At 70.9% G+C, this 22505-nt stretch carries 23 protein-coding genes; 12 read left to right on the top strand and 11 right to left on the bottom strand.

The genetic code is table 11. The features are described 5' to 3' along the window. Positions 1-22: 22 nt before the first annotated feature. Positions 23-853, bottom strand: coding sequence for a peptidoglycan recognition protein (locus ACFY10_RS02675; RefSeq protein ID WP_390663198.1), 831 nt, complete (start codon positions 851-853; stop codon positions 23-25). Positions 854-1053: 200 nt separating this feature from the next. On the opposite strand from ACFY10_RS02675, the gene ACFY10_RS02680 reads away from it, so the two are divergent. Then, complete coding sequence (locus ACFY10_RS02680) at positions 1054-2238, top strand: MarP family serine protease (protein ID WP_390663200.1); 1185 nt, start codon at positions 1054-1056, stop codon at positions 2236-2238. Positions 2239-2244: 6 nt separating this feature from the next. Here the strand turns inward: ACFY10_RS02680 and ACFY10_RS02685 are convergent, their stop codons facing one another. Further along, positions 2245-2733 carry a GNAT family N-acetyltransferase gene (locus ACFY10_RS02685; protein WP_390663201.1) on the bottom strand — a complete coding sequence of 163 codons (489 nt, stop codon included), beginning with the start codon at positions 2731-2733 and terminating at the stop codon, positions 2245-2247. Between the two features lie 86 nt (positions 2734-2819). On the opposite strand from ACFY10_RS02685, the gene ACFY10_RS02690 reads away from it, so the two are divergent. Further along, positions 2820-3716: a TIGR01777 family oxidoreductase gene (locus tag ACFY10_RS02690; protein ID WP_390663202.1), complete on the top strand. Its 897-nt coding sequence runs from the start codon at positions 2820-2822 to the stop codon at positions 3714-3716. A gap of 149 nt (positions 3717-3865) precedes the next feature. Beyond that, entirely contained in the window at positions 3866-5209 is a 1344-nt protein-coding gene (locus tag ACFY10_RS02695; protein ID WP_390663203.1) for an NAD(P)/FAD-dependent oxidoreductase, read from the top strand. 92 nt (positions 5210-5301) lie between these two features. Here ACFY10_RS02695 and ACFY10_RS02700 read toward each other — a convergent pair whose 3' ends face one another. Continuing rightward, on the bottom strand, positions 5302-6738 hold the full coding sequence (locus tag ACFY10_RS02700; protein WP_390663204.1) for a regulator: 1437 nt from the start codon (positions 6736-6738) through the stop codon (positions 5302-5304). A 254-nt stretch (positions 6739-6992) separates the two neighbouring features. On the opposite strand from ACFY10_RS02700, the gene lipB reads away from it, so the two are divergent. The 4 genes from lipB (at position 6993) to ACFY10_RS02720 (ending at position 10148) form a co-directional block, all read left to right on the top strand. Next, positions 6993-7790 (top strand): lipoyl(octanoyl) transferase LipB, encoded by a 798-nt coding sequence (gene lipB, locus ACFY10_RS02705; RefSeq protein ID WP_390663205.1) that lies wholly within the window; start codon positions 6993-6995, stop codon positions 7788-7790. 152 nt (positions 7791-7942) lie between these two features. Continuing rightward, positions 7943-8908 carry a lipoyl synthase gene (gene lipA, locus ACFY10_RS02710; protein ID WP_390663206.1) on the top strand — a complete coding sequence of 322 codons (966 nt, stop codon included), beginning with the start codon at positions 7943-7945 and terminating at the stop codon, positions 8906-8908. 277 nt (positions 8909-9185) lie between these two features. Next, positions 9186-9386 carry a hypothetical protein gene (locus ACFY10_RS02715; RefSeq protein ID WP_390663207.1) on the top strand — a complete coding sequence of 67 codons (201 nt, stop codon included), beginning with the start codon at positions 9186-9188 and terminating at the stop codon, positions 9384-9386. Positions 9387-9446: 60 nt separating this feature from the next. Beyond that, entirely contained in the window at positions 9447-10148 is a 702-nt protein-coding gene (locus ACFY10_RS02720; RefSeq protein WP_390663208.1) for a DUF4191 domain-containing protein, read from the top strand. A 66-nt stretch (positions 10149-10214) separates the two neighbouring features. Here the strand turns inward: ACFY10_RS02720 and ACFY10_RS02725 are convergent, their stop codons facing one another. Next, positions 10215-10682 carry an RDD family protein gene (locus tag ACFY10_RS02725; RefSeq protein WP_390663209.1) on the bottom strand — a complete coding sequence of 156 codons (468 nt, stop codon included), beginning with the start codon at positions 10680-10682 and terminating at the stop codon, positions 10215-10217. Between the two features lie 197 nt (positions 10683-10879). On the opposite strand from ACFY10_RS02725, the gene glnA reads away from it, so the two are divergent. From glnA to ACFY10_RS02745, 4 genes are all read left to right on the top strand, one after another. Then, a complete protein-coding gene (glnA, locus tag ACFY10_RS02730; protein WP_390663210.1) occupies positions 10880-12289 on the top strand; it encodes a type I glutamate--ammonia ligase in 1410 nt (469 codons plus the stop codon). Between the two features lie 107 nt (positions 12290-12396). Then, positions 12397-12660 carry a hypothetical protein gene (locus ACFY10_RS02735; RefSeq protein WP_390663211.1) on the top strand — a complete coding sequence of 88 codons (264 nt, stop codon included), beginning with the start codon at positions 12397-12399 and terminating at the stop codon, positions 12658-12660. Positions 12661-12798: 138 nt separating this feature from the next. After that, positions 12799-13716, top strand: a complete 918-nt coding sequence (htpX, locus tag ACFY10_RS02740) for a zinc metalloprotease HtpX (RefSeq protein WP_390663212.1) — start codon at positions 12799-12801, stop codon at positions 13714-13716. 1 nt (position 13717) lies between these two features. Further along, positions 13718-14302: a hypothetical protein gene (locus ACFY10_RS02745; RefSeq protein ID WP_390663214.1), complete on the top strand. Its 585-nt coding sequence runs from the start codon at positions 13718-13720 to the stop codon at positions 14300-14302. A gap of 31 nt (positions 14303-14333) precedes the next feature. Here the strand turns inward: ACFY10_RS02745 and ACFY10_RS02750 are convergent, their stop codons facing one another. The 6 genes from ACFY10_RS02750 to ACFY10_RS02775 form a co-directional block, all read right to left on the bottom strand. Next, positions 14334-14630, bottom strand: a complete 297-nt coding sequence (locus tag ACFY10_RS02750) for a hypothetical protein (protein ID WP_390663215.1) — start codon at positions 14628-14630, stop codon at positions 14334-14336. A gap of 216 nt (positions 14631-14846) precedes the next feature. After that, positions 14847-15578, bottom strand: a complete 732-nt coding sequence (locus ACFY10_RS02755) for a GAF and ANTAR domain-containing protein (protein ID WP_390663216.1) — start codon at positions 15576-15578, stop codon at positions 14847-14849. A gap of 58 nt (positions 15579-15636) precedes the next feature. Then, positions 15637-16500: an ANTAR domain-containing protein gene (locus ACFY10_RS02760; RefSeq protein WP_390663217.1), complete on the bottom strand. Its 864-nt coding sequence runs from the start codon at positions 16498-16500 to the stop codon at positions 15637-15639. Positions 16501-16524: 24 nt separating this feature from the next. After that, a complete protein-coding gene (locus ACFY10_RS02765) occupies positions 16525-18393 on the bottom strand; it encodes a CheR family methyltransferase (RefSeq protein WP_390663218.1) in 1869 nt (622 codons plus the stop codon). A gap of 19 nt (positions 18394-18412) precedes the next feature. Further along, positions 18413-19015: a chemotaxis protein CheB gene (locus tag ACFY10_RS02770; RefSeq protein WP_390663219.1), complete on the bottom strand. Its 603-nt coding sequence runs from the start codon at positions 19013-19015 to the stop codon at positions 18413-18415. Between the two features lie 22 nt (positions 19016-19037). Continuing rightward, on the bottom strand, positions 19038-20378 hold the full coding sequence (locus ACFY10_RS02775) for a DUF2252 domain-containing protein (RefSeq protein WP_390663220.1): 1341 nt from the start codon (positions 20376-20378) through the stop codon (positions 19038-19040). Positions 20379-20805: 427 nt separating this feature from the next. Here ACFY10_RS02775 and ACFY10_RS02780 point away from each other — a divergent pair, with 427 nt between their 5' ends. Continuing rightward, complete coding sequence (locus ACFY10_RS02780; protein ID WP_390663221.1) at positions 20806-21996, top strand: winged helix DNA-binding domain-containing protein; 1191 nt, start codon at positions 20806-20808, stop codon at positions 21994-21996. Between the two features lie 162 nt (positions 21997-22158). Here the strand turns inward: ACFY10_RS02780 and ACFY10_RS02785 are convergent, their stop codons facing one another. Beyond that, on the bottom strand, positions 22159-22467 hold the full coding sequence (locus ACFY10_RS02785) for a hypothetical protein (RefSeq protein WP_390663222.1): 309 nt from the start codon (positions 22465-22467) through the stop codon (positions 22159-22161). Positions 22468-22505: the final 38 nt, after the last annotated feature.

Consider the following 22505-nt stretch of genomic DNA (forward strand, 5'->3'; position numbering starts at 1 on the left):
GCGTACCTGCGCCCCCGTGCCACTACGGCGTCCGGCCCTGCAGCCGCGCCGCCAGCTGTCTGATCCCGGGAAGGCCGGCGATGAGGGCCATGCCGGGACAGTTGGTCATGTACGCGTCCTTGTGGCCGGCGAGGGCGGGGAGGGTGGCGGTGGTGCCGGACCGGTAGCGGCTGAGGCTGTTGCTGGAGACCAGGCGCGCCTCGGCCCGCGGGTCGATGTCGGCGAGTCCGAGTTTCCAGGCGGCGAGGGCGGCTATCGCGTCGGTCATGGCCTTCGGGACGGTGACGCCCGCGGTGAAGGTGCCCAGGGCGGCGATGCCGGCCGTGCGGTGGTTGAAGCCCTGGGTGTGGGCGCCGGTGACGGGGCGGTCGACGCCGCCCGCGCGGCCCTCGTAGATGGTGCCGCAGCGGTCGACGAGGAAGTTGTAGCCGATGTCGTCCCACTGGCGGGCGCCGGTCTGGCCCGCGTAGAGGTAGCGGATGATGCGGGGCGCGTCGGCGCAGTCGTAGCCGTTGGGCGAGTCGGTGTGGTGGACGAAGACGGCGACGACCTTGTCGTCGTAGCGCGGGGGCGGCTGGGCGTGCCGGGCGAGGGAGTCCAGCCAGGCCGACCGGGGCACGATGTGCGGCCTGGCCGCGGTGTGCCGCGCGGCGGGGCGGGCCGCGACCGGCGGCCGGGGCTTCGCGGCCGGATGCCCGATGCCGTCCGCGCACAGGACCAGTCCGAGGGCGGCGGCCAGTCCGGGCAGGCAGGCGAGCAGCACACGCGGGGCGCGGGGCCGTATCGATGTGCGGCTCCGCCGCGCGGGCGCGCCCCGCACGTGCCGTGGTCCTCGCGATCTTCGGACACGCATGCCCCCACTCTCGGCCGGATCCGCTCCGTCCGCGATGTGTGCTGTGCCACCCGGTGGAACCATCGTCCTGGTCCGAGACGTTTCTCCTGGTGCACGCATGCGTGGCCGGATCGGGGCTCCACGCGTGCGTGCCTGATCCGCGTGGCTGATCACTGAGCCCGTCCCGCGCGTAATAAGGGTGCTGAGAGAAAGGCGGCTCCGTGGACCTGCTCGACATCCTGCTGTTGCTGGTGGTGGTGGCTTACGCGGCATCGGGCTACCGGCGCGGACTGGTGGCCGGCTGTGTCTCGCTCGCCGGGTTCGTCGGCGGCGCGGTGCTCGGCGTGTGGATCCTGCCGTGGATGATGGACCTGGTGACCGCGGGGACGACCCGGGCGACGGTGACCGCGGTGCTGACCGTGCTGCTCCCGGCCGTGGTGGGGCACGAGCTGGCGGGGCGCCTCGCGCTGCGGCTGCGCCGGGAGCTGGACCAGGGGCCGCTCAGGGTGGCCGACGGGGTCGGCGGAGCCGTGGCCAACTCGATCGCCGTGCTGATCGTGGCGTGGGTCGCCGCGAGTGTCCTGGGCGCCTCCTCGTCGCCGCTGGTCACGACCGCGATCCGGGACTCGGCGCTGCTCGGTGCCGTACAGGACTCCATGCCGGACACCACGCCCACCTGGTTCTCCCGGGCCACCTCGGCGCTCACCCAGGCGGGCTTCCCGCAGGTCTTCAACCCGTTCGAGAACGAGTCGACGGCCCAGGTCGCCAAGCCCACCGGCGACAGCGTCACGGCGAGCGCCACGAACGCGGCCAAGCGCAGCACGGTGAAGATCGAGGGCGTCTCCGGCAACCAGGGGCGCGAGGGCAGCGGGTTCGTGTACGCGCGCGACCATGTGATGACCAACGCGCACGTGGTGGCCGGCATCGACGACCCGAGCGTGCGCATCGGCGGCGTCGGGCGGTCGTACGAGTCACGGGTGGTGCTCTTCGACCCCGACAAGGACGTGGCAGTGCTGTACGTGCCCGGGCTGGCCGCGCCGGTCCTGAAGTTCGACGACGGCGCCGCACGCGGTGACTCGGCGGTCGTGGCCGGCTATCCGCAGGACGGCGACCTCAACCTCCAGGCGGCGACGGTCGCGAACCGGGTCCGGGCGACCGGCCAGAACATCTACAGCGACGCCACCGTGACCCGCGAGATCTACTCGATCCGCTCGACCGTCCGCCCCGGCAACTCCGGCGGCCCGCTGCTGACGACCGGCGGCCGGGTCTACGGCGTCGTCTTCGCCCGCTCGACGTCCGACAACGAGACGGGCTACGTCCTGACGGCGGCCGAGGTCGCCTCCGACGCCGAGCGCGCGGCGAACGCGACGGCGGCGGTGGACACGGGCGACCTGGTCACGTCATGACGCGGGTCAGAGGCTGCACCCCATGAGCACGTCGTCGACGTACTCGCCCGCCAGCAGGAACTCGCCGGGCAGGATCCCCTCGACGGCGAATCCCTCGGCCTCGTAGAGCTTGCGCGCCGGGGTGTTGTGCCCGAGCACGCGCAGGGTGAGACGGCGCGCCCCGTGCCGCCGCGCCTCGTCCCGCACGGCCCGCAGCAGCGCCCGCCCGACTCCGGCGCCGCGCGCCTCCTCGGCGACGGCGAGCCCCTGGATCTGACGGACATGGGAGTTGCACGCGAGGGGCGTCGGATGGCCGAGCCGGACGTAGCCGACGACCACGCCGTCGAGCTCGGCGACCAGATGGTCCCGGGGCCCGAACCGCTCGTTGTAGAAGGGCTCGTACGGCGGCTGGGGACGCGGCTGCACGCTGTGCAACGGGGACCAGGTGACACGGTCGAGAAGGCCCAGCGCCTCCTCGTCGTCGAGGGTTGCGTGGCGTATGTACGGAACGGGCATGACCGCCACCCTACGGCGGCCATGGGAGAAACCCGACCGGGGACATGGCACCGGCTCGTGCGCCCCCGCAGCGCAGAATGAAGGGCATGGAACGTTCCCGAATCGCGGTGGCCGGTGCGTCCGGGCTCATCGGTGGCGCCTTGGTGCGGTCCCTGACCGCCGACGGGCACGAGGTGGTGCGGCTGGTGCGCCGGGCGCCCCGGTCGAGGGACGAGGTCCGGTGGGACCCGGAGGGCGGGAGCGTGGACACGGCGGGGCTCGCCGGGTGCGACGCCGTGGTCAACTTCGCGGGCGCCGGCGTGGGCGACCGCCGCTGGACGGACGCGTACAAGACGCGGATCCGGTGCAGCCGGGTGCTCGGCACCGCGGCGCTGGCCGAGGCGATCGCCGCGCTGGACGAGAAGCCGCGGGTGTTCGTGAACGGCAGCGCGATGGGTTACTACGGCGAGACCGGCGACCGGGCGGTCGACGAGAGCGCGCCGCCCGGGACCGGGTTCCTGCCCGAGCTGTGCGTGGAGTGGGAGGGCGCCGCGGCACCCGCGCAGGAGGCAGGCGTACGGACCGTGTTCACCCGGACGGGTCTGGTGGTGGCCCGCGGCGGTGGCGCCTGGGGCAGGCTGTTCCCGCTGTTCAGGGCGGGCCTCGGCGGACGTATGGGCGACGGCCGTCAGTACTGGTCGTACATCGCGCTGCACGACGAGGTGGCCGCGATCCGCCATCTCATCGACACCGACGGCCTGTCCGGGCCGTTCAACCTCACTGCCCCGAACCCGCTGACGAACCGTGAGATCACCGCGGCCATGGGACGGGTGCTGCACCGGCCGACGCTGTTCACCGTGCCCGCGCCCGTGCTGCGGACCGTGCTCGGCGAGATGGCCGGGGACGTGCTCGGCAGCGCGCGGGTGGTGCCGAAGCGGCTGCTGGAGTCCGGCTTCACGTTCGCCTTCCCGGACATCGAGGGAGCACTCAAGGCCGCACTCTGACCGTATGCGACCGTCGTGCGACCGTGCTCTGTTCATGCGCGACTGTCCTTGACCGATCACAGCCCTAACCTCGACCCGAACTCGGGTATTCCCAGAGCCTGTTGGGGGCATGACGTCTCCACCGCCCGCGCAACCTCGAGGAGGGGCACGTGCTTGAGCCCGCGTACCAGGCGGACGTCGTGATCGTGGGAGCCGGGGTCGCCGGGCTCTCCGCGGCGCACCGGCTGACCAGCGCAGGAGTGACGACCGCGGTCCTGGAGGCCGCCCCTTGCGTGGGGGGCCGCATGTCGACGGAGAAGGTCGACGGGTTCCGGCTCGACCGGATCGGCCAGCTGCTGTCCACGGCGTATCCCGAGCTACGGCTGACCCCCGGGCTGGACGCGCTGGTGCTGCGCCCCTTCGCGCCGGGCGTCCTGCTGCACAGCGACGGACGCCACCACCGCGCGGGCGCTCAGCCGGGCGCAGGGGGCGCAAGGGGCGCACTCCATGCAGTACGCGCCCTGGCGAGCGCCCCCACCAAGAGCGCCCCCCGGGCCACCGCCCCACTCGGCACCGCCGTGGACCAGGCCCGCCTGGCCACCGCACTGTCCCGGCTCGCCACGACACCCGTCGAACGCCTGCTGTCCCGCCCGGAGTTGCCCGCCGCTCAGTCCCTCGCCGCGCGCGGCGCCCCCGCCCGCACGATCGACAGCTTCCTGCGCCCGCTGCTCGCCGCCCTGCTGTGCGACCCGGACCTGACCACCTCCAGCCGGTGCGCCGACCTCGCCCTGCGCGCCTTCGCATGCGGGCGCCTGTGTCTGCCCGAGGGCGGCGCCGAAATGCTCCCGGAGCTGCTCGCACGAGCGCTGCCTCCGGGTACGGTCCACACCGGCGTCCGCGTCACCTCGGTCTCGACCAGCGCGGTCACGACCGCCGAACACGGCGAGATCCACTGCAGGGCCGTACTCCTGGCGACGGACGCACGCGCCGCAGCCGGCTTACTGCCCGGCCTGCGCGTACCGGACTTCCACCCCCTCACCGTCCTGCACCACACAACGGACGAGCCCCCGACAACAGGCGCGTCCCTCCTCCTGGACGCCGACCGCAGCGGCCCGGTCGCCCACACGGCGGTCGTCAGCGCAGTAGACCCCAGCCGCGCCCCCGCAGGCCGCGCCCTCATCTCTTCCACGGTCCTCGGCCCACCCCCACCGGAACTGGACACCGCCGTACGCATGCACCTCTCCCGCCTCTACGGCACCTCGACCACCCGCTGGGAAACCCTCACCGTCCACCACACCCCCGAGGCAGTCCCCGCCATGCGCCCCCCACACGACCTACGCCGCCCCGTAAGGCTGTTGGCGGGCCTGTACGTCTGCGGCGACCACCGCGACACCAGCACGGTCCAGGGCGCCCTGCACTCGGCCCACCGCGCCGCAACGGCAATCCTGACGGACCTCGGGGCGGCGGGTTCGATGCACAGGGCAGACCCCCTCCCCACAACAAAGGCTGCCTGAAGCGGCTTTTGCCTTTAGGGGCGCGGGGAACTGCGCGACCAGCCACGACGACGCCGCACCAGACATCCGACGGTCGGAGTTACGGCGAACAACTACCCCAGTGCCGCGACCTTGTCGCGATACCCCCGCACAGGCGCCGCATCCTTGTACGGCTCCAACCGCCGCTCAAAGTCCCGCACATACTCAACCGCCCGCACCGACCGCATCTCAGCCGCAGCCCCCGCCGCCTCCGCCCCCAACGCACAGGCCTGATCAAGCTCCCCCAGGCCCAGGCGGGCGGAGGCAAGAACCACCCGGCAGAACAACCGACTCCGCGCATACGCAGGCGCACGCAACTGCAGCGACCGCTCCGCATGCTGCGCAGCCGCACGGAACTGCTGCAGATCCCGATGGGCATGCCCGAACTCGTCGGCAAGCTGCGCCTCGTCGAAGAACCGCGCCCAGTACGGGACTTCATCGCCAGGACGTGCCGCCTCAAGGGCGCGCTCCGCCCGCACCAGCGAGGCGGTGCAGTTGCGCACCTCGCCGAGCACCCCGTGTCCGCGCGCCTCGGCCGAGTGCAGCAGCGCCTGCACGACGGGCGGGGCATTGGTCCCGACCCCCTGCTGGGCCACCCGCGCGAGCTGGACGGCCTCCCGCCCGTGCCCGAGATAGACAGCCTGCCGGCTCATGGTGACGAGCACGTAAGAGCCGTACGCCCGGTCCCCCGCCGCTTGGGAGAGCCGCAGCGCCTGCACGAAGTACCGCTGGGCAAGCCCGTGCGCGGCGATGTCGTACGACGTCCAGCCCGCGAGCCTGGTCAGGTCGGCGGCCGCACCGAACAGCCGGCGTCCCGTCTGCTCGCCGTAGGTGCCGCGCAGCATCGGCTCGCACTCGTGCTCCAGGTAGCGCACGAGGGCCTGGCGGGCGTGGCCGCCGCCGTACTTGTCGTCGAGGGTGCGGAACAGCTCGCCGACGGAGCGGAGTGCGGCGATGTCACCGGCGGTGACCTTCTGGCCGGGGCCGCGTTCGGCCTGGCCGCGCTGGCGGGGCACCACCGGGCGGCCCTGGACGGGGACGCGGGCGGGCTGTTCACCGCGGGCGACCTTGTCGTCGGCACGGCCGATCAGCCAGTCGCGGCTGGGCACGACCAGACCGGCGGGCGTGAACGCGATCTTGCGGAGCTCGGCGTGCGAACCGGAGTCCTTGCGCCACAGGCCGCCGACGATGTCGACGGCCTCCTCGGGGGCCGCGGCGAACTCGAGCCCGGCGTACACCGGCGCACAGGCGTCGAGGCCCAGGTCCTGGGCGGTGAGGCGGCGGCCGAGGCGGCGGGTGAACACCTCGGCGATGAGGGCAGGAGTGGTGCCGCGGGGCTGCTGACCACGCAGCCACCTGGTCACGGACGTCTTGTCGTATCTCAGATCAAGCCCGTGTTCGAGGCCGAGCTGGTCGACTCGACGGGCGAGACCCGCGTTGGAGAACCCGGCTTCTGCGATGAGCGCGGCGAGCTGACGGTTGGGAGTGCGCTGCGCGGGTCGTTCCGTCATCTGCGGTGCGGTCTCCTGCCTTTCGGGCCCCCAGGGACCACTGGCGGCCCTGCTGTGCCCGGATTGCCTGTGAGCAGCCCTTATGGCCTCTGTGAACGGCGCGAATGTAGCGGAGAGTGAGCGAGTGGTAGCACACTTCGCCATTCGTTCATCCGATCGTGTGAGGATTGGCCGCGGGGCTGACGCAAGACGGTCGGTCGTACAGTGGCGTAGGCGCGTTTCGTGCCTTACGACCTTCTAGGGAGGCGCTTGCCGTGAGTGAGCTGCGGTTCGTCCGCATGGGATTCGGTGCCGAGGCCGTCGACTACCAGGCGGCGTGGGACGAGCAACGCCGGGTGCACGCGGCGCGCTTCGCCGACGAGATCCCCGACACCGTGCTGCTGCTCGAACACCCTCCGGTGTATACGGCAGGACGGCGCACGGCGGACAACGAGCGGCCCCTGGACGGCACCCCCGTCATCGACGTGGACCGCGGCGGCAAGATCACCTGGCACGGCCCGGGCCAGCTGGTGGGCTACCCCATCCAGAAGCTCCCGCGCCCGGTGGACGTGGTGGCCCATGTCCGGCGCCTGGAGGACGCCCTGATCCGCACGTGCGCGGAGTTCGGGGTGGAGACCAGCCGGGTCGAGGGCCGCAGCGGCGTCTGGATCCTCGGCGACCCGGTCGAGCAGCGCCCGGCACTCGGCGGCCTCTCCCTCGACTTCGACCCCCGTCTGCACGACGAGGAGTTCGACCCGCGCATGAACGGCCCCGAGTACGCCCCCTCCAACGCCGGCCAGCGCCGCGAGGACCGCAAGATCGCGGCGATCGGCATCCGCGTGGCCAAGGGCGTCACGATGCACGGCTTCGCACTGAACGTGAACCCGGACAACAAGTGGTTCGACCGCATCATCCCGTGCGGGATCCGGGACGCGGGCGTCGCCTCCCTGGCCGGTGAACTCGGCCGGGACGTGACGATCGCCGAGGTGCTGCCGGTCGCGGAGCGGCACTTGCAGGACGTACTGGAGAACGCGGAACTGAAGCCGCGCCTCATTGAGAACGCGCCGGCATAACTCAGCCCGTCCGGCGTTTGAGGGCGAGGCCGTTCAGGCCGAAGCGGGGGTCTGGGGGCGGAGCCCCCAGAGGGCCAGCACCGACGCCGGGCTTTCAAATCAACGGGCGTACCCTTGAGGTCGCCGAGGAATCAATCGCTAGGGAGCCCATCGTGTCCGCAGTCGCACCCGACGGACGCAAGATGCTGCGCCTGGAGGTCCGCAACAGCCAGACCCCCATCGAGCGCAAGCCCGAGTGGATCAAGACCCGGGCGAAAATGGGTCCCGAGTACACGAAGATGCAGAACCTCGTGAAGAGCGAGGGCCTGCACACGGTCTGCCAGGAAGCCGGCTGCCCCAACATCTACGAGTGCTGGGAGGACCGCGAGGCGACCTTCCTCATCGGCGGCGACCAGTGCACCCGGCGCTGCGACTTCTGCCAGATCGACACCGGCAAGCCCGAGGCGCTGGACCGTGACGAGCCGCGCCGCGTCGGTGAGTCCGTGGTCACCATGGACCTGAACTACGCCACCATCACCGGCGTCGCCCGCGACGACCTGGAGGACGGCGGAGCCTGGCTGTACGCGGAGACGGTCCGCCAGATCCACGCGCAGACGGCGGAGCGCGAGGCCGGGCGGACGAAGGTGGAGCTGCTCGCCCCCGACTTCAACGCCGTACCCGAGCAGCTCGAAGAGGTCTTCTCCTCCCGCCCCGAGGTCTTCGCGCACAACGTCGAGACCGTGCCCCGGATCTTCAAGCGCATCCGCCCCGGCTTCCGCTACGAGCGCTCGCTGAAGGTCATCACGGCCGCCCGCGACTACGGGCTCGTCACCAAGTCGAACCTCATCCTCGGCATGGGCGAGACCCGCGAGGAGGTCAGCGACGCACTCCGGCAGCTGCACGAGGCCGGCTGCGAGCTGGTCACCATCACGCAGTACCTGCGCCCCTCCGTGCGCCACCACCCCGTCGAGCGCTGGGTCAAGCCGCACGAGTTCGTGGAGCTGAAGGAGGAGGCCGAGCAGATCGGCTTCTCGGGGGTCATGTCCGGTCCGCTGGTGCGCTCCTCGTACCGCGCGGGGCGCCTGTACCAGATGGCCGTGGAGAAGCGAGGCGCGTACGTCGCCTCGCAGGCCGTCTGACGATTGCACCGGCCGCCTCCGATGGCACGGAGTGCCACCTCTCCGTGTGAATCTGAGCACAAGAAACTACTCGCTGGTAACGGCCGATTCGACGCGGTCCTGACAGTCCTCGCAGCTGAGGGCACCGTCAGGGCCGCGTCAGCGTTTTCGCCCACCGCATCAAGGCTTCATTGGTGTTTGACCGGTCGGTCACGCCCTGGTAACACCAATCAGTGACGCTGGACTCACGCCACGTACACCCACACCAAGCGCCCGTACCCGAGGGGGGACCTCCACCATGCAGGCCGCGCCGGTTCGCGCCACCGCAATCCCGTCGTTCACCACTGCACTGCGTGCAGTCGAGTCGCTGCTCATGAGCAGCGGTCAGCGCACCGCCCGCCGCAACGCCTGGACCTCCGTCCTGGAGGACCGCCGCCGCGCCAAGGACCGGGTCGAGGCCCAGCGCGTCATGGAACAGACCCTCGTCGCCCGCCCCTGAACCCGTCCCTCAGGGCACTGCCGTCGTACGGCGCTGCCGGGGCCACGTAGACTTCGTGGCATGGCGAGGAAGGAACCTGCAGCGGACGCTGCGAACCCCGGGCGACTGAAGCAGATCGCTCTGACCTACAAGATGACCCGCAAGGCCGACAAGAAGATCGGTCTTGTACTCGCGGCTGTCGGCATCAGTGTCTTGGGTGTCTTCCTCGCGATCGGTTTCTTGATCGGTCACCCCATCTATCTCGGCATCCTGGGCCTGTTCCTCGCCTTCCTCACGGCGGCGATCGTGTTCGGGCGCCGGGCCGAGCGGGCGGCCTTCGGGCAGATGGAGGGCCAGCCGGGCGCAGCCGCGGCGGTGCTCGACAACGTCGGCCGGGGCTGGACGACGACGCCCGCGGTGGCCATGAACCGCAGCCAGGACGTGGTGCACCGGGCCGTCGGCAAGGCCGGCATCGTCCTGGTCGCCGAGGGCAACCCGAACCGGGTGAAGAGCCTGCTGGCCGCCGAGAAGAAGAAGATGAACCGCATCGTCGCGGACGTACCGGTGCACGACATCATGGTCGGCACGGGCGACGGCCAGGTCGAGCTGAAGAAGCTCCGGACCACGATGCTCAAGCTTCCGCGTGTGCTGACCGGTCCGCAGGTGACGGCCACCAATGACCGGCTGCGCGCCATGGGCGACCTGATGAGCAACATGCCGCTGCCGAAGGGGCCGATGCCGAAGGGCATGAAGCTGCCGAAGGGCGGGCCGAAGGCCCGTTGATTCCCCCTCCTACGAGAAAGGGGCGCCCAGATCTGATCGATCTGGGCGCCCCTTTCTCGTAGAGCGTCAGACGCGGACCTCGACCGTGCGTGCCAGCCGGTCGTGCAGGCCCCTGCCGTCGCGGTCCCAGATCAGAGCCGGGATCGCGATGCACAGAAGGGCCGTGCGGAGGACGGCGCGCAGGGGGCTGGGGCGGCCGGTGTCCAGGGCGACCACCCGGAGGCCGAAGAGGCGCTTACCGGGGGTGAAGCCGATCGTGCCGACCGTCAGGACGCCGAGCAGGAAGAAGATGAGCAGGGCCCAGTTGCCGGTCGCCTGGTCGTAGCCGTGTGTGATCAGGCCGTATGCGATCAAGAGGCACAGGCCCCAGTCGACGGCCAGGGCGCCGAACCGGCGGCCCGGGCGGGCGATCGAGCCGGGCCCCTCCTCGGGCAGACCGAGCTGCTCGCCGCGGTATCCGAAGTCGATACCGGCTTCCTCTGCGGCCGCGCGGGGGCCCGAGAGCCACGAGCCGATTGCATCCCTGTTGTCCACCCGTCCACCGTACTGCGCCCGTTTCGCGATACGGACGGGTGGGGTCAACCGGGCCGGGTCCGGTTAACTTGTGCGAAACAAATGGGTCACGCCCGAGAAATCACGCGTCCCTAGTGTCGAGGACAGCGTGTGCCACCGCACTGGCCGCACGAACGAACTACCACCCCGGCAGGACGGTCGGGAGTAGGAGGAGCTGGATGTTCCAGAACGCCGACGAGGCCAAGAAGTTCATCGCGGACGAGGACGTCAAGTTCATCGACGTCCGCTTCTGCGACCTGCCTGGCGTGATGCAGCACTTCACGGTGCCGGCAGAGGCCTTCGACCCGGCCGAGGAGCTCGCCTTCGACGGCTCCTCGATCCGCGGCTTCCAGGCCATCCACGAGTCCGACATGGCGCTCCGCGCCGACCTGTCCACCGCGCGCGTCGACCCCTTCCGCCGCGACAAGACGGTCAACATCAACTTCTTCATCCACGACCCGATCACGGGCGAGCAGTACTCCCGTGACCCGCGCAACGTGGCGAAGAAGGCGGAGGCCTACCTGGCGTCCACCGGTATCGCCGACACCGCGTACTTCGGCCCCGAGGCCGAGTTCTACGTCTTCGACAGCGTGCGCTTCCAGACCTCCGCGAACGAGGCCTTCTACCACATCGACTCCGAGGCCGGCGCCTGGAACACCGGTGCCCTCGAGGACAACCGTGGTTACAAGGTCCGCTACAAGGGCGGCTACTTCCCGACCCCGCCGGTCGACCACTTCGCCGACCTGCGTGCGGAGATCTCCCTGGAGCTAGCCGCGTCCGGCCTCCAGGTCGAGCGCCAGCACCACGAGGTGGGCACCGCCGGCCAGGCCGAGATCAACTACAAGTTCAACACGCTGCTCGCCGCCGCCGACGACCTCCAGCTCTTCAAGTACATCGTGAAGAACGTGGCCTGGCGCAACGGCAAGACCGCGACCTTCATGCCGAAGCCGATCTTCGGCGACAACGGCTCGGGCATGCACGTGCACCAGTCGCTGTGGGCCAACGGCGACCCGCTGTTCTACGACGAGGCCGGTTACGCGGGTCTGTCGGACACCGCCCGCTTCTACATCGGCGGCATCCTCAAGCACGCCCCGTCGCTGCTCGCCTTCACCAACCCGACGGTGAACTCCTACCACCGTCTGGTCCCGGGCTTCGAGGCGCCGGTCAACCTGGTGTACTCGCAGCGCAACCGCTCCGCGGCCATGCGTATCCCGATCACGGGCTCCAACCCGAAGGCCAAGCGCGTCGAGTTCCGTGCGCCCGACTCCTCCGGCAACCCGTACCTGGCCTTCTCGGCGCTGCTGCTCGCGGGCCTGGACGGCATCAAGAACAAGATCGAGCCGGCCGAGCCGATCGACAAGGACCTCTACGAGCTGGCCCCCGAGGAGCACGCGGGCGTCCCGCAGGTCCCGACCTCGCTCCCGGCGGTCCTGGACCGTCTCGAGTCCGACCACGAGTTCCTGCTCGCCGGTGACGTCTTCACGTCCGACCTGATCGAGACGTGGATCGACTACAAGCGCGCGAACGAGATCGCTCCGCTGCAGCTGCGTCCGCACCCGCACGAGTTCGAGCTCTACTTCGACGTGTGATCGACGCCTGCCCCAGGCACTGCGCCCGCGCCCCCGCTGTCGTACCGACAGCGGGGGCGCGGGCGTATGTTCTATTCTGCCGATGACACGACACGGGGGTGGACGGGATGCCGGAACACGAACACGACGACCACGAGCGCGAGTTCGACCTGAGGTGGGCGGACGACGCCGAGCACAAGGAGCCCTCGGCGCGGGCCCGGATGCTGGCCGCGCGGTGGAAGGAGAACCCGCCCGGGCCGCAGCCGTTCCGTGCGGATCCCGAGCCGGCGGCGCCGCGCCGGTCCTCGTGGGTGTCGACGGCCATCGTGCTGGGCAGCGTCGCCGCGATCATCCTGCTGCTGGGGTACGCGCAGTTCCGGGCGCCGTACTAGCAGCTTTGCCGAGCTGTGGCCGTTCACAGGGACACACAGGGACGTTTTGCAGCTCCTAGGGCCGATCGGAACCACCTCATGGGCCCGGCCGGGTGCACACTTGCAGTGGGACGAGTGCCTGACTGCGGGGTGAGGCAGATGCAGAGCCGCTTCCGGAGCGACCGGCGGTTGACCGTGCGGATGACGGTCACGATGTTCCTGCTCGGGTTGCTGTACGTGGCGTTCGTCGCCGCGTTGATCGTGTTGCTGAAGTCGTGGCTGCTGGTCGTGGTACTGGTGGCGGCGATGTTCGTCGCGCAGTTCTGGTTCTCCGACCGGATCGCGATGTTCGCCATGCGCGGGCGGGTCGTGGAGCGCGAGGAGTATCCCGAGCTGCATGCCGTCGTGGACCGGCTGTGTGCCATCGCCGACATGCCCAAGCCCGTCGTCGCCGTGTCCGAGATGGACATGCCGAACGCCTTCGCGACCGGGCGCAATCCCGACCATGCGGTGGTGTGTGTGACGACCGGGCTGCTGCGGCGGCTGGAGCCCGCGGAGCTGGAGGGCGTGCTCGCGCACGAGCTGTCGCATGTGGCGCACAAGGATGTCGCCGTGATCACGATCGCGTCGTTCCTCGGCGTGATCGCGGGGCTGATCGTGCGGTTCGCCTTCTACAGCCAGCTGTTCGGCGGGGGACGGCGGGATCAGAACACCGCTGCCGTCTTCGCCGCGGTGATGGCTGTGTCGGCAGCCGTGTACGCGATCAGCTTCCTGCTGATCAGGGCGCTGTCCCGGTACCGGGAGCTGGCCGCGGACCGGGCGGCGGCGCTGCTCACCGGGCGGCCCTCGGCGCTGGCCTCCGCGCTGACCAAGGTCTCCGGCGACATCGCCAGGATCCCGACCAAGGACCTGCGGACGGCGCAGGCCTTCAACGCCTTCTACTTCACCCCGGCGACCGGCAAGGAGCCCGGCATCGAGCGGTACTTCTCCACGCACCCGAGCCTGGAGCAGCGGCTCGACCAACTGGGGCGGATCTCCGCCGAGTTGGGTGAGGCGACAACTCCCGGAAAGGGGTGACATGGGGCTCCTGGACATTCTGCTCGGCCGTACAAAACCGGTCCTGCCCGATCTCGACCGGCTCTTCGCGCTGCCGTCGGCGGCCGTGACCCTCGAGGCCGCGGCCGGTTTCACGCCGACCGGCACCGGCGCGGTGTGCTTCGCCACGGTCGAGGGCTCGGCCTTCGAGCAGACGCACCGGGAGGTCCAGGCCCTGCTGGACGCGGACGCCGACCGGGACGGCCCTCCGGTGGAGCTCAAGCAGGACGAGTTCGGCTACTCCTGGCTGCTCTCCCGCCGCTCCCCCGAGCAGTTGTCCGAGCTGGTCAACGATCTGCACGCGGTGAACAGCTCGATGGAGGTCAACGGCTTCGGGCCGCAGCTGCTGTGCTCCCTGGCCGGTTTCCAGGGCGAGGGGGGCAGGCGGCTCGCGCTGGTCTATCTCTACAAGCGCGGCACGTTCTACCCGTTCGCGCCGCTGCCCGGCGGTGGGCAGCGGCGCGACAACGCGCTGGAACTGCAGGTGAAGGCGGCGCTCGCCGACGACCTGCGGATGGAGCAGGACCTGAGCCGCTGGTTCCCGGTGTGGGGCGCGCCGGGACTGTGACCGGCGGCGCCTACCAGCGGTTCAGGTCGTCTCAGTTGCTCTTCTCGCGCTCCTGGCGGCGCGACTCCAGGGGGCGCTCGCGGCGGTAGCGGCGGTCCCACTTCGCCTGCTTGTCACGGCGGTCGCGGTAGGCCTTGTACGTGGTCGGCATGGACCCCGACGAGGATCCCCCCGACGACGGGGGCTGCGAGGCAGAGCCGCCGCCGGCGCCGCTGCGCCCGTACTGCAGGTACAGGAAGAGCACGGCGACCGCGGCCAGCCACCAGACGTGGTTTCCGATTCCTAAGAGCACCAGGACGGCGGTCCCGGCTATGACGATGGTGCCCATGACGGGCCTCCGTGTGGCGTGGATGAATGAGCGGTGATGGTGTGTCGTCCCGACGGGGCGCTGGGGGATGGGCGTCCGTCCGTCGGTGCGTAGAGAGTAGCCCCGAGTCCGCAGGGTGATGCCTGTCCTGCGGAAAGCGGTGGTGGGCAGCTCCGCAACGTGTGTCCAGAGTACGGACGCGATCACTCACCGTGCATCTGATTTTCCGCGCCCCGTCTACTCCGCGGGCACCTCCAGTCGCCGCTCCACCACCTCGCGGGCCACCTCCGTCAGGCGGCGGCGATGCGAGCGGGCGTGGGAGCGCAGCAGGCGGAAGGCTTCGTCGACCGAGATCGAGAGGCGGGCGGCGAGCGTGCCCTTGGCCTGTTCGATGACGATACGGCTGGTCAGGGCATGCCCCAGCTGCTCGGCCAGGGCGCGGCTCTGGTACAGCCGGCGCGCCCGCTCCAGGGTCCAGCCGGCCACGTCGGTGAGGGCCTGGCCCAGCTCCAGGAGTTCGGGGCGCAGCTGTGTGCCGCCGGGCCCCAGCAGCACCAGGGCGCCCAGGGTGTCGTCGCCGACGTGCAGGGGCAGGGCGGCGGCCCGTCCGTAGCCCAGCTCCACGGCCCGGGCCGTGTAGCGCGGCCAGTCCCGGCGGGCTCGCTCACCGTCAAGGGCGGTGTCCGACACCGGGCGCCCGGTGCGGCGGGCTTCCAGGCCCGGGCCCTCGCCCCAGTCCGCGGCGTCGCGCGCCAGCAGCATCAGTTCCTCGCCGGTGCCGGCCACCTGGGTCGGGGTGCGCTCGTCGGGGGCGTACAGCACGATCACGGAGCAGTCGTCGAGCAGCACGGATCCGTGGGCCGCGAGGTCCGCGAGGAGTCCTGTCGGATCGGCAGGGTCGGTGACCACGCTCGCGGCGAGGTCGACGAACGCGTTCGCCAGCTGTTGCTGTGACGCGGTCCTGGTCATGAGCTTTCCTCACCTCTCGGACCTCGGCCTCTCGGACATAGGTCTCGGTTACCCCGCCTCAGCCGAGGCGTAGCTCACCGCGCAGGATTCGCTCTGCCACGGCGTGTGCCGAAGTGCCCTCGGTGAAGGCACGTGCCTTGATCAGTTCCAGTGCGTCGGCCACCGGGCAGTCGAGTTGCACGGAAACCATGCCCGCGGCCTGGTGCACCATGGCGCGCAGGTCGGTGCCGCCGTACAGCTCGGGGTCGCCTTCCGGGTTGAGGATCATGGTGCGGGTCAGGACGTCGGCGACCTCGGCGAAGGTGTCCGAGCCGGCGAGGCGCGGCGCCGGATCGAAGATCGTGAGGGCGCCGACGCAGGTACCCGACATGCTCAGCGGTACGGCCGTCACCTCATCGATGCCGAGCTCGGTCACCGCAGGTCCGTAGCCGGGCCAGCGGTCGGTCAGCGCCGAGCCGACCGCCGTCACCGCACGGGCCTGGCTGGTCGCGTCCCGGGCCGGGCCCTCGCCGAGCAGGAACTCCAGCTCCTGAGCGGCACGGGACGGTTCGTCGGAAGCGGCCAGGGAGAGCTGGTCGAAGGTCGCTCCGACCAGCGTCAGGGCGGCGCTCCTGGTGCCGCAGGCCGCCGCGACGCCCGTCATGAACAGGGGCCGCGGAGTGTTCGTCGCGCCGGCCCAGCCCGCGAGCCGTATCGCGTAGTCCTCGTGGAGCCGGGCCGCGGCCGTGTGACAGGCTGCCGTGGAACGGTGGACGGCGGCCATCCGCAGGTGGACGTCCCTGCCCACTTCGGTGGCCGCACCTTTGGCGAGGGCCTCGTGCTGATCGGCGCTGCTCGTCTCGTGCGCGGAACGGGCGCGCGCCGCAGCGGCTCTGCGCTCCGCGGAAGCCGTGGGGTCCGAGGACCCGCCTCCGGTGGCCATACCGGAAGCCTACGCCCCGGCCTGTCACCGGGAGCTGTTGTTCCGGCCTTCTTCCATGAGGAGCACGACGCCGCCGTTGCGGGCGTCGAAGGGGCTGCACTGCACCAGGCATGTGATGGCCCGGCCCAGCCGGTTGACGGCTGCCACGGGCACCTGCTCTGTTCGCACTCCGGTATCGACGCAGCGCTGGATGGTCTCGCGCAGCTTCTCGGTGGGCAGCCCGAAGTCGAGACTGTAGAAGGGCTGGTCGAGGACCTCGTCGGGGCGCAGGCCCCACAGGTCGACGGCGCCGCGGTTCCAGCTCTTGACCTTCAGGCCCTGGTCGAGGACGACGACTCCGGCGGCGATGGAGGTCAGCACGGCCTCCAGGAAGGTGCGGGCCTCATCCAGCTCCTCGCTGCGGACCCGCATCTCCTCGTTCATGGTCTCCAGTTCCTCGTTGCCCGACTGGAGTTCCTCGTTGGTCGTCTCCAACTCCTCGTTCGTGGACTGGAGTTCCTCGTTCGTGGTTTCCAGTTCCTCAATGCTGGACTGGAGTTCCTCGTTGGTCGTCTCCAACTCCTCATTTGTGGACTGGAGTTCCTCGTACGCGGTCTCCAGATCCTCGCGTACGCGCTTGATCTCGGCCTTGAGCTGGGTGGTGACCGTGACGTCGCTGAAGGTGATGTTGGTGGCGGCGGTCAGTCCGTCGAAACCGTTCAGGGGCTGGACGAGGATGTCGAAGTACTGGACGTCGTCGCCGGTCCGGCGCTCGGCGCCGTTGACGCGCAGGGTGCGACGCTCGTGCGTGGCCTGTTCGATCAGGGAGCGCAGTTCCACGGGGCGGTAGGAGATCTCCAGGTCCTGGAAGGGGCGCCCGATGTCGTTGGCGGTGAGGCCGAACTGCACGCGCGCGTGGCTGTTGATGAGCAGGACGGAGCCGTCGGAGTCGACGGCCACGGCGGCGCTCGGGCTCGCGTCGAGGATGAGGTCGCGCAGCTGCCGGTGGCGGGCCACCGAGTGGAGTTCGCCGCTCATACCCGTCCTGATCTTCACCGGAGCGGGCTGATACGGCGGCGCGGCCTCGCCCGGCCGGCGCCGGAACACCCGCTGTCGCATGCTCATGACCGAGAACCGTTCGGCGTCGTTGAGCAGCATCTCGGCCTTGCCGAGGAAGAGGAAGCCGCCCTCGCCGAGCGCGAAGTGGAAGCGGTCGACGATCTGCGTCTGCGCCTCGACGTTGAAGTACATCAGCGTGTTGCGGCAGACGAGCAGGTCGAGGCGGGAGATCGGGGCGTCGCGGGTGATGTCGTGACGGCCGAAGATGACCCGGCGGCGCAGGTCGGGGCGGAACCCGAAACGGGCGCCGTTCTGCTCGAAGTACTTGTCGCGCAGGTCGGGCTCGAGCGACGCGAGCGCCTTCGCCGCGTACAGGCCGGACCGGGCGTCGCGCAGCGCCTCGTCGTCCACGTCCGTGCCGTAGATCTTCACCCGCTCCAGGGTCTCGTCAAGGCCCAGCGCCTCGGCGAACATGATCGCCAGCGAGTAGGCCTCCTCGCCGCTGGAGCAGCCCGCGCTCCAGACCCTGATCTCCTCGTCGGACCCGCCCCGGGCAAGCAGTTCGGGCAGCACCTCACGCTGCAGGAAGGTCCAGGCGTCCGGGTCGCGGAAGAACGACGTGACGTTGATCAGGATGGTGTTGAACAGGGCGTTGAATTCATCCGCATTCGCCTCCAGGCGGTCGCGGTAGTCGCCGTACGTCAGCACCTGTACGTCCGCCATGCGCTTGCGGATACGGCGGCCCAGCGAGGACCGCTTGTAGCCGGTGAAGTCGAAGCCGCGGGCGTCCCGGAGAAAACCGAGGAGTTCCTCCAGTTCCTCGTCGGTCTCCAGGTCCGGCTGTCCGTCACCCATAGCTGCCGCCACTTCTCTGCTACTGCCTCTTGGTCTCGACCAACCCGCGGATCACCGCGGCGATCTCCTCCAGAGGTAGCACGAAGTCCACTGTGCCCGTACCCACCGCCGCCTCCGGCATGCCACTGAACTCCGCTGTGGCCGGATCCTGCACGATCACGGTGCCGCCCCGCGACTTGACCGCGTCCACACCCATCGCACCGTCCCGCCCGGTCCCGGTGAGCACGCAGGCGATGGCCCGTGGCCCGTACGCCCCCGCGACCGACTCGAACAGCAGGTCGGCGGAGGGCCGGACGAAGTGGACCAACTCGCTGTCGGTGAGGGCGAGCCTGCCGCCGGGGCGGACGAGCAGGTGCCGGTCGGGGGGCGCGATGTAGACCGTGCCGGGCCGGGTCCGCTCGTGGTCCGCCGCGAGCTTCACCGGCAGCGGCGTACGGCGGCCCAGGACCTCCGCGATGACGGTGCGGTGGCGGGGGTCCAGGTGCTGGACGACCAGGACCGGCACCGGCAGGTCGGCGTCCAGGGCGCCGAGCACGGTGACCAGGCCGGTGATACCGCCGGCCGAGGAGGCGACGGCGACGGCCTCGAAGCCGTCGGCGGGAGGGGCGGTGGCAGGCTCCACTCGCTCAGCGTAGGCCCGGAAGTCACACTTCGGGTGCCGCCGCGACCACACCGGCGGCGACCGCGGCGCCCAGGGCCGCGTGGTCCCGCACCGTCTGGTCGGCGTAGCCGAGGGCGAAGTCGGTGACGGCCTGCTCGAAGGTGTCGGCGCCGCCCAGATAGGCGGCGATGGCGATACGGTCGCCGGAGCGGGCGTGGGCGCGGGCCAGGGCGGTGCCGCACAGCCGGGCGTAGCCGAGGAGGTCGGCCGGGCTCATCCCCGCCACATCCGCGGAGCCCTTCATGTCGCGCAGCTGCCGCCAGTAGAAGGCCCGCCCCTGCGGCCCGCTCATCCACCCCAGGAAGATGTCACTCGCCGCCTGCAGCAGCCGCTGACCTGCGACGACGCGATGCCCGGGATGGACGTACGGCCCGGTCGGCAGATGTTCCTCCAGTACGGACCTGCGCGCCTCCTTGATCTGCAGGAACAGGGGGTCGCCCTGGTCCCGCCCGGCGAGCAGCACGACGAAGCAGCGCATGCCGACGCTGCCGACGCCGACGACCTTGCGGGCGGCGTCCACGAAGCGGTAGCGGTCCAGGAGCAGACGGCGCTCCTCGGAGAGGGTGGAACGGTAATCGCTGAAGATCTTGCGCAGGGAGGCCATGTCGGAGGCGCCCGCGGGTTCGAGAAGCGGCGGGTCGTGGATGATCCGGCGGCGCCCGTCGACCACCTCCGTGAGCTTGCCGACGGCCTGCAGGCTGGTGCGGCGGCGGGCCCGGGTGAGGCTGTACTCGACCTGTCCGCGACGGCGGGCGGAGCGGACGAGGGGCAGCAGGCTCTCGGCGTCGATGCGCTCGTACCAGACGGCGAGCTCGCCGTGCCGGGCCAGCCGCCGCATCGCGGTCCGGTACGCGGCCACTGCCTCCAGCGTGGCGCGGCGCACCTTCGCGTCGGCGTGCCCGTTCGCACGGCCGGCCACGGCGACGGAGGCGGCCAGCCGTTCGACGTCCCACTCGAAGGGGCCGGGGAACGTCTCGTCGAAGTCGTTGAGATCGAAGAGAAGGGCCCGCTCCGGGGAGGCGTACAGGCCGAAGTTGAGCAGGTGGGCGTCGCCGCACAGCTGCACGGTCAGCCCGGTGTGCGGCCGGGCCGCGAGGTCGGCGGCCATCACGGCGGCGGCGCCGCGCAGGAACGCGAACGGCGACGCGGCCATCCGCCCGTACCGGATCGGCAGCAGCTCCGGCAGCCGGTCACGGCCCTGCCGCTCCAGTACGGCAACGGGATCGGGCCGGTCGACGGGCGGGATCCAGTGGCCGTGGGCGGAACGGGGCATGCGTTTGCGAGCGGCCTTGCCGACCTCGGCACGGGCCACGGGCGTGGTCATCGCTTCCACCGACCCGTGCCGCAACTGCCCATGACGCCTCCCGCTGCCGACCGTGCCCGACTGGGCGGCCCGGTTCCACCGCCTCGAATCCCCCGCCCGGCTCCCACCGCCTCTTGCTCGCAGTGAAGGCGCGCGAGTGAGGACGCGCATGCCGGGGGCAGCGATCGGGTGACGGGCGCGTCGGGGGCATGTCCGGCGGGCCGGGCTGGTGGGGAAGGGCGCGCCTTGCAGGCGGGGCCCGCGGGGGCGTCGGGGCTGTTCGGCGGGTCGGGCGATGCGGGCGCGGCCCTGGCACGCCGGTCGGGCGACGGCAGGGCAGGGCGCCTTGCGGGCGGGCGAGCGGGTCCGCGGGAGATCTCGCTCGGCGGTCCGTTGTCAGTGGGGTCCTGCAAGATGGGGTCACGGGTGGTGTGACGGGGAGGTCGGGATGGTCGATGAGGTGCGGTACGTCGGGGTCGCGGAGCGGCGGGCGCGGCTTGCGCTGCGGCAGCGGCTGGCTCCGGTGGCGCGGGCGGGGAGCCCGGAGGAGGTCGCAGGCACGCTGGTCGCGCTGCACGGGTCGGATCCGGCGACGGTGCATCTGGCCGTGGGCGCGCGGCTCGCGGACGCGGCGAAGACGGTGCCGGAGACCGAGCGGGCGCTGTACCGGGACCGGTCGCTGGTGCGTATGCACGGCATGCGGCACACCGTGTTCGTGTTCCCGACGGACCTGACCGCCGTCGTGCACGCCTCGACCGGGCTCACGGTCGCCGGACGCGAACGGGCCTCGCTGCTCAAGGACATGGCGAAGGCCGGGGCACCGGACGCGGCCTGGCTGAAGGACGTCGAGGAGTCCGCGCTCGCCGCCCTGGAGCGGCGCGGGCAGGCCACCGCGGCCGAACTCGCCGAGGACGAACCGCGGTTGAGAGAACAGTGGGTGTACGCGGCCGGGAAGAGCTACGAGGGCATGCACACCGTCTCGACCCGGCTGCTGAGGGTGCTGGGCGTGGAGGGCAAGGTCGTACGGGGGCGGCCGCTCGGCTCGTGGACGTCCAGCCAGTTCCGCTGGGCCGTGGCGCCGCCGCACCCCGAACTCGACGTGGCCGAGGCGCAGTCGGCGCTGCTCGGCCGCTGGCTCGCGGTGTGCGGACCGGCCACGGAGGCCGACCTGAAGTGGTGGACGGGCTGGAAGGTCACGGACGTACGGCGTGCGCTGGCCGCGATCGGCGCGCAGGCGGTGTCGCTGGACGAAGGCACGGGGTACGTCGTCGACGGTGACGTCGAGCCGGTGGCCGGGCCCGACCGGCCGTGGGCCGCGCTGTTGCCCGCGCTGGATCCGACGGCGATGGGCTGGCGGGAGCGGGACTGGTATCTCGCACCGGAGTTGCGCCCGCCGCTGTTCGACTACAGCGGGAACGTGGGGCCGACGGTGTGGTGGAACGGCCGGGTGGTCGGCGGGTGGGCCCAGCGCCCCGACGGCGAGATCGCCTGGCGGCTGCTCGACACGGACGGTGTGGGGCGGGAGGCGGAGGCGGCGATCGCGGTGGAGGCGGAGCGGCTGCGGGCGTGGATAGGGGCGACCAAGGTGACGCCACGGTTCAGGACGCCGCTGGAGAAGGAGTTGGCGGGGGTAGTTTGAGTTGGCGGGGCCATTTTCAGCGCCGGTCCGGCACCTCAGCCCGTCCGGCGTTTGAGGACGAGGCCCCTTAAGGGCCGAAGCGGGGGTATGGGGGCGGCAGCCCCCATACGACGGCAACGACAACGCCGGGCGCCGCACAAGAGACGGCACCCGGCGCCACGCTCACCGCGTATACCGCATGAGCGCCCGCACCATGTGGCACGTCGTGTCCGACGGCGGATGGACCCCGATCACCTCCGCCGTGCTCCGTATTGTCTCGTTGCGGGCCTGGTTCGGCATGTACACCCCCAAGTCGAGCAGCGCGATGGCTAGCCGCATCGCCTTCAGGCGGCGGTTGTGGGTGACGTACCACTCGCGCGGCCGGCCCGGCGGCAGCGGACGCTTCTCGACGGGGTCGTACGGCAGGTCGAGCAGGACGGGGTGCTTGGCGGTGGACTGGGTCGGCTTCGGCTTCAGTGCGGCAGCGGGCACAGGCATCCTCCTGTCGCGGTGAGGGCGTTGGAACGGGG

The sequence above is a fragment of the Streptomyces sp. NPDC001401 genome (genome assembly GCF_042895385.1).
Lineage (GTDB): Bacteria > Actinomycetota > Actinomycetes > Streptomycetales > Streptomycetaceae > Streptomyces.

What these genes read in the sequence shown, in the direction of transcription:
- htpX (WP_390663212.1), top strand. Translation starts at nt 12,799, where the DNA reads ATGCAGAGCCGCTTCCGGAGCGACCGGCGGTTGACCGTGCGGATGACG.
- ACFY10_RS02745 (WP_390663214.1), top strand. Translation starts at nt 13,718, where the DNA reads ATGGGGCTCCTGGACATTCTGCTCGGCCGTACAAAACCGGTCCTGCCC.
- glnA (WP_390663210.1), top strand. Translation starts at nt 10,880, where the DNA reads ATGTTCCAGAACGCCGACGAGGCCAAGAAGTTCATCGCGGACGAGGAC.
- ACFY10_RS02685 (WP_390663201.1), bottom strand. Translation starts at nt 2,733, where the DNA reads ATGCCCGTTCCGTACATACGCCACGCAACCCTCGACGACGAGGAGGCG.
- ACFY10_RS02700 (WP_390663204.1), bottom strand. Translation starts at nt 6,738, where the DNA reads ATGACGGAACGACCCGCGCAGCGCACTCCCAACCGTCAGCTCGCCGCG.
- ACFY10_RS02765 (WP_390663218.1), bottom strand. Translation starts at nt 18,393, where the DNA reads ATGGGTGACGGACAGCCGGACCTGGAGACCGACGAGGAACTGGAGGAA.
- ACFY10_RS02675 (WP_390663198.1), bottom strand. Translation starts at nt 853, where the DNA reads ATGCGTGTCCGAAGATCGCGAGGACCACGGCACGTGCGGGGCGCGCCC.
- ACFY10_RS02735 (WP_390663211.1), top strand. Translation starts at nt 12,397, where the DNA reads ATGCCGGAACACGAACACGACGACCACGAGCGCGAGTTCGACCTGAGG.
- ACFY10_RS02750 (WP_390663215.1), bottom strand. Translation starts at nt 14,630, where the DNA reads ATGGGCACCATCGTCATAGCCGGGACCGCCGTCCTGGTGCTCTTAGGA.
- ACFY10_RS02715 (WP_390663207.1), top strand. Translation starts at nt 9,186, where the DNA reads ATGCAGGCCGCGCCGGTTCGCGCCACCGCAATCCCGTCGTTCACCACT.
- ACFY10_RS02690 (WP_390663202.1), top strand. Translation starts at nt 2,820, where the DNA reads ATGGAACGTTCCCGAATCGCGGTGGCCGGTGCGTCCGGGCTCATCGGT.
- ACFY10_RS02755 (WP_390663216.1), bottom strand. Translation starts at nt 15,578, where the DNA reads ATGACCAGGACCGCGTCACAGCAACAGCTGGCGAACGCGTTCGTCGAC.
- ACFY10_RS02720 (WP_390663208.1), top strand. Translation starts at nt 9,447, where the DNA reads ATGGCGAGGAAGGAACCTGCAGCGGACGCTGCGAACCCCGGGCGACTG.
- ACFY10_RS02780 (WP_390663221.1), top strand. Translation starts at nt 20,806, where the DNA reads ATGGTCGATGAGGTGCGGTACGTCGGGGTCGCGGAGCGGCGGGCGCGG.
- ACFY10_RS02760 (WP_390663217.1), bottom strand. Translation starts at nt 16,500, where the DNA reads ATGGCCACCGGAGGCGGGTCCTCGGACCCCACGGCTTCCGCGGAGCGC.
- ACFY10_RS02775 (WP_390663220.1), bottom strand. Translation starts at nt 20,378, where the DNA reads ATGACCACGCCCGTGGCCCGTGCCGAGGTCGGCAAGGCCGCTCGCAAA.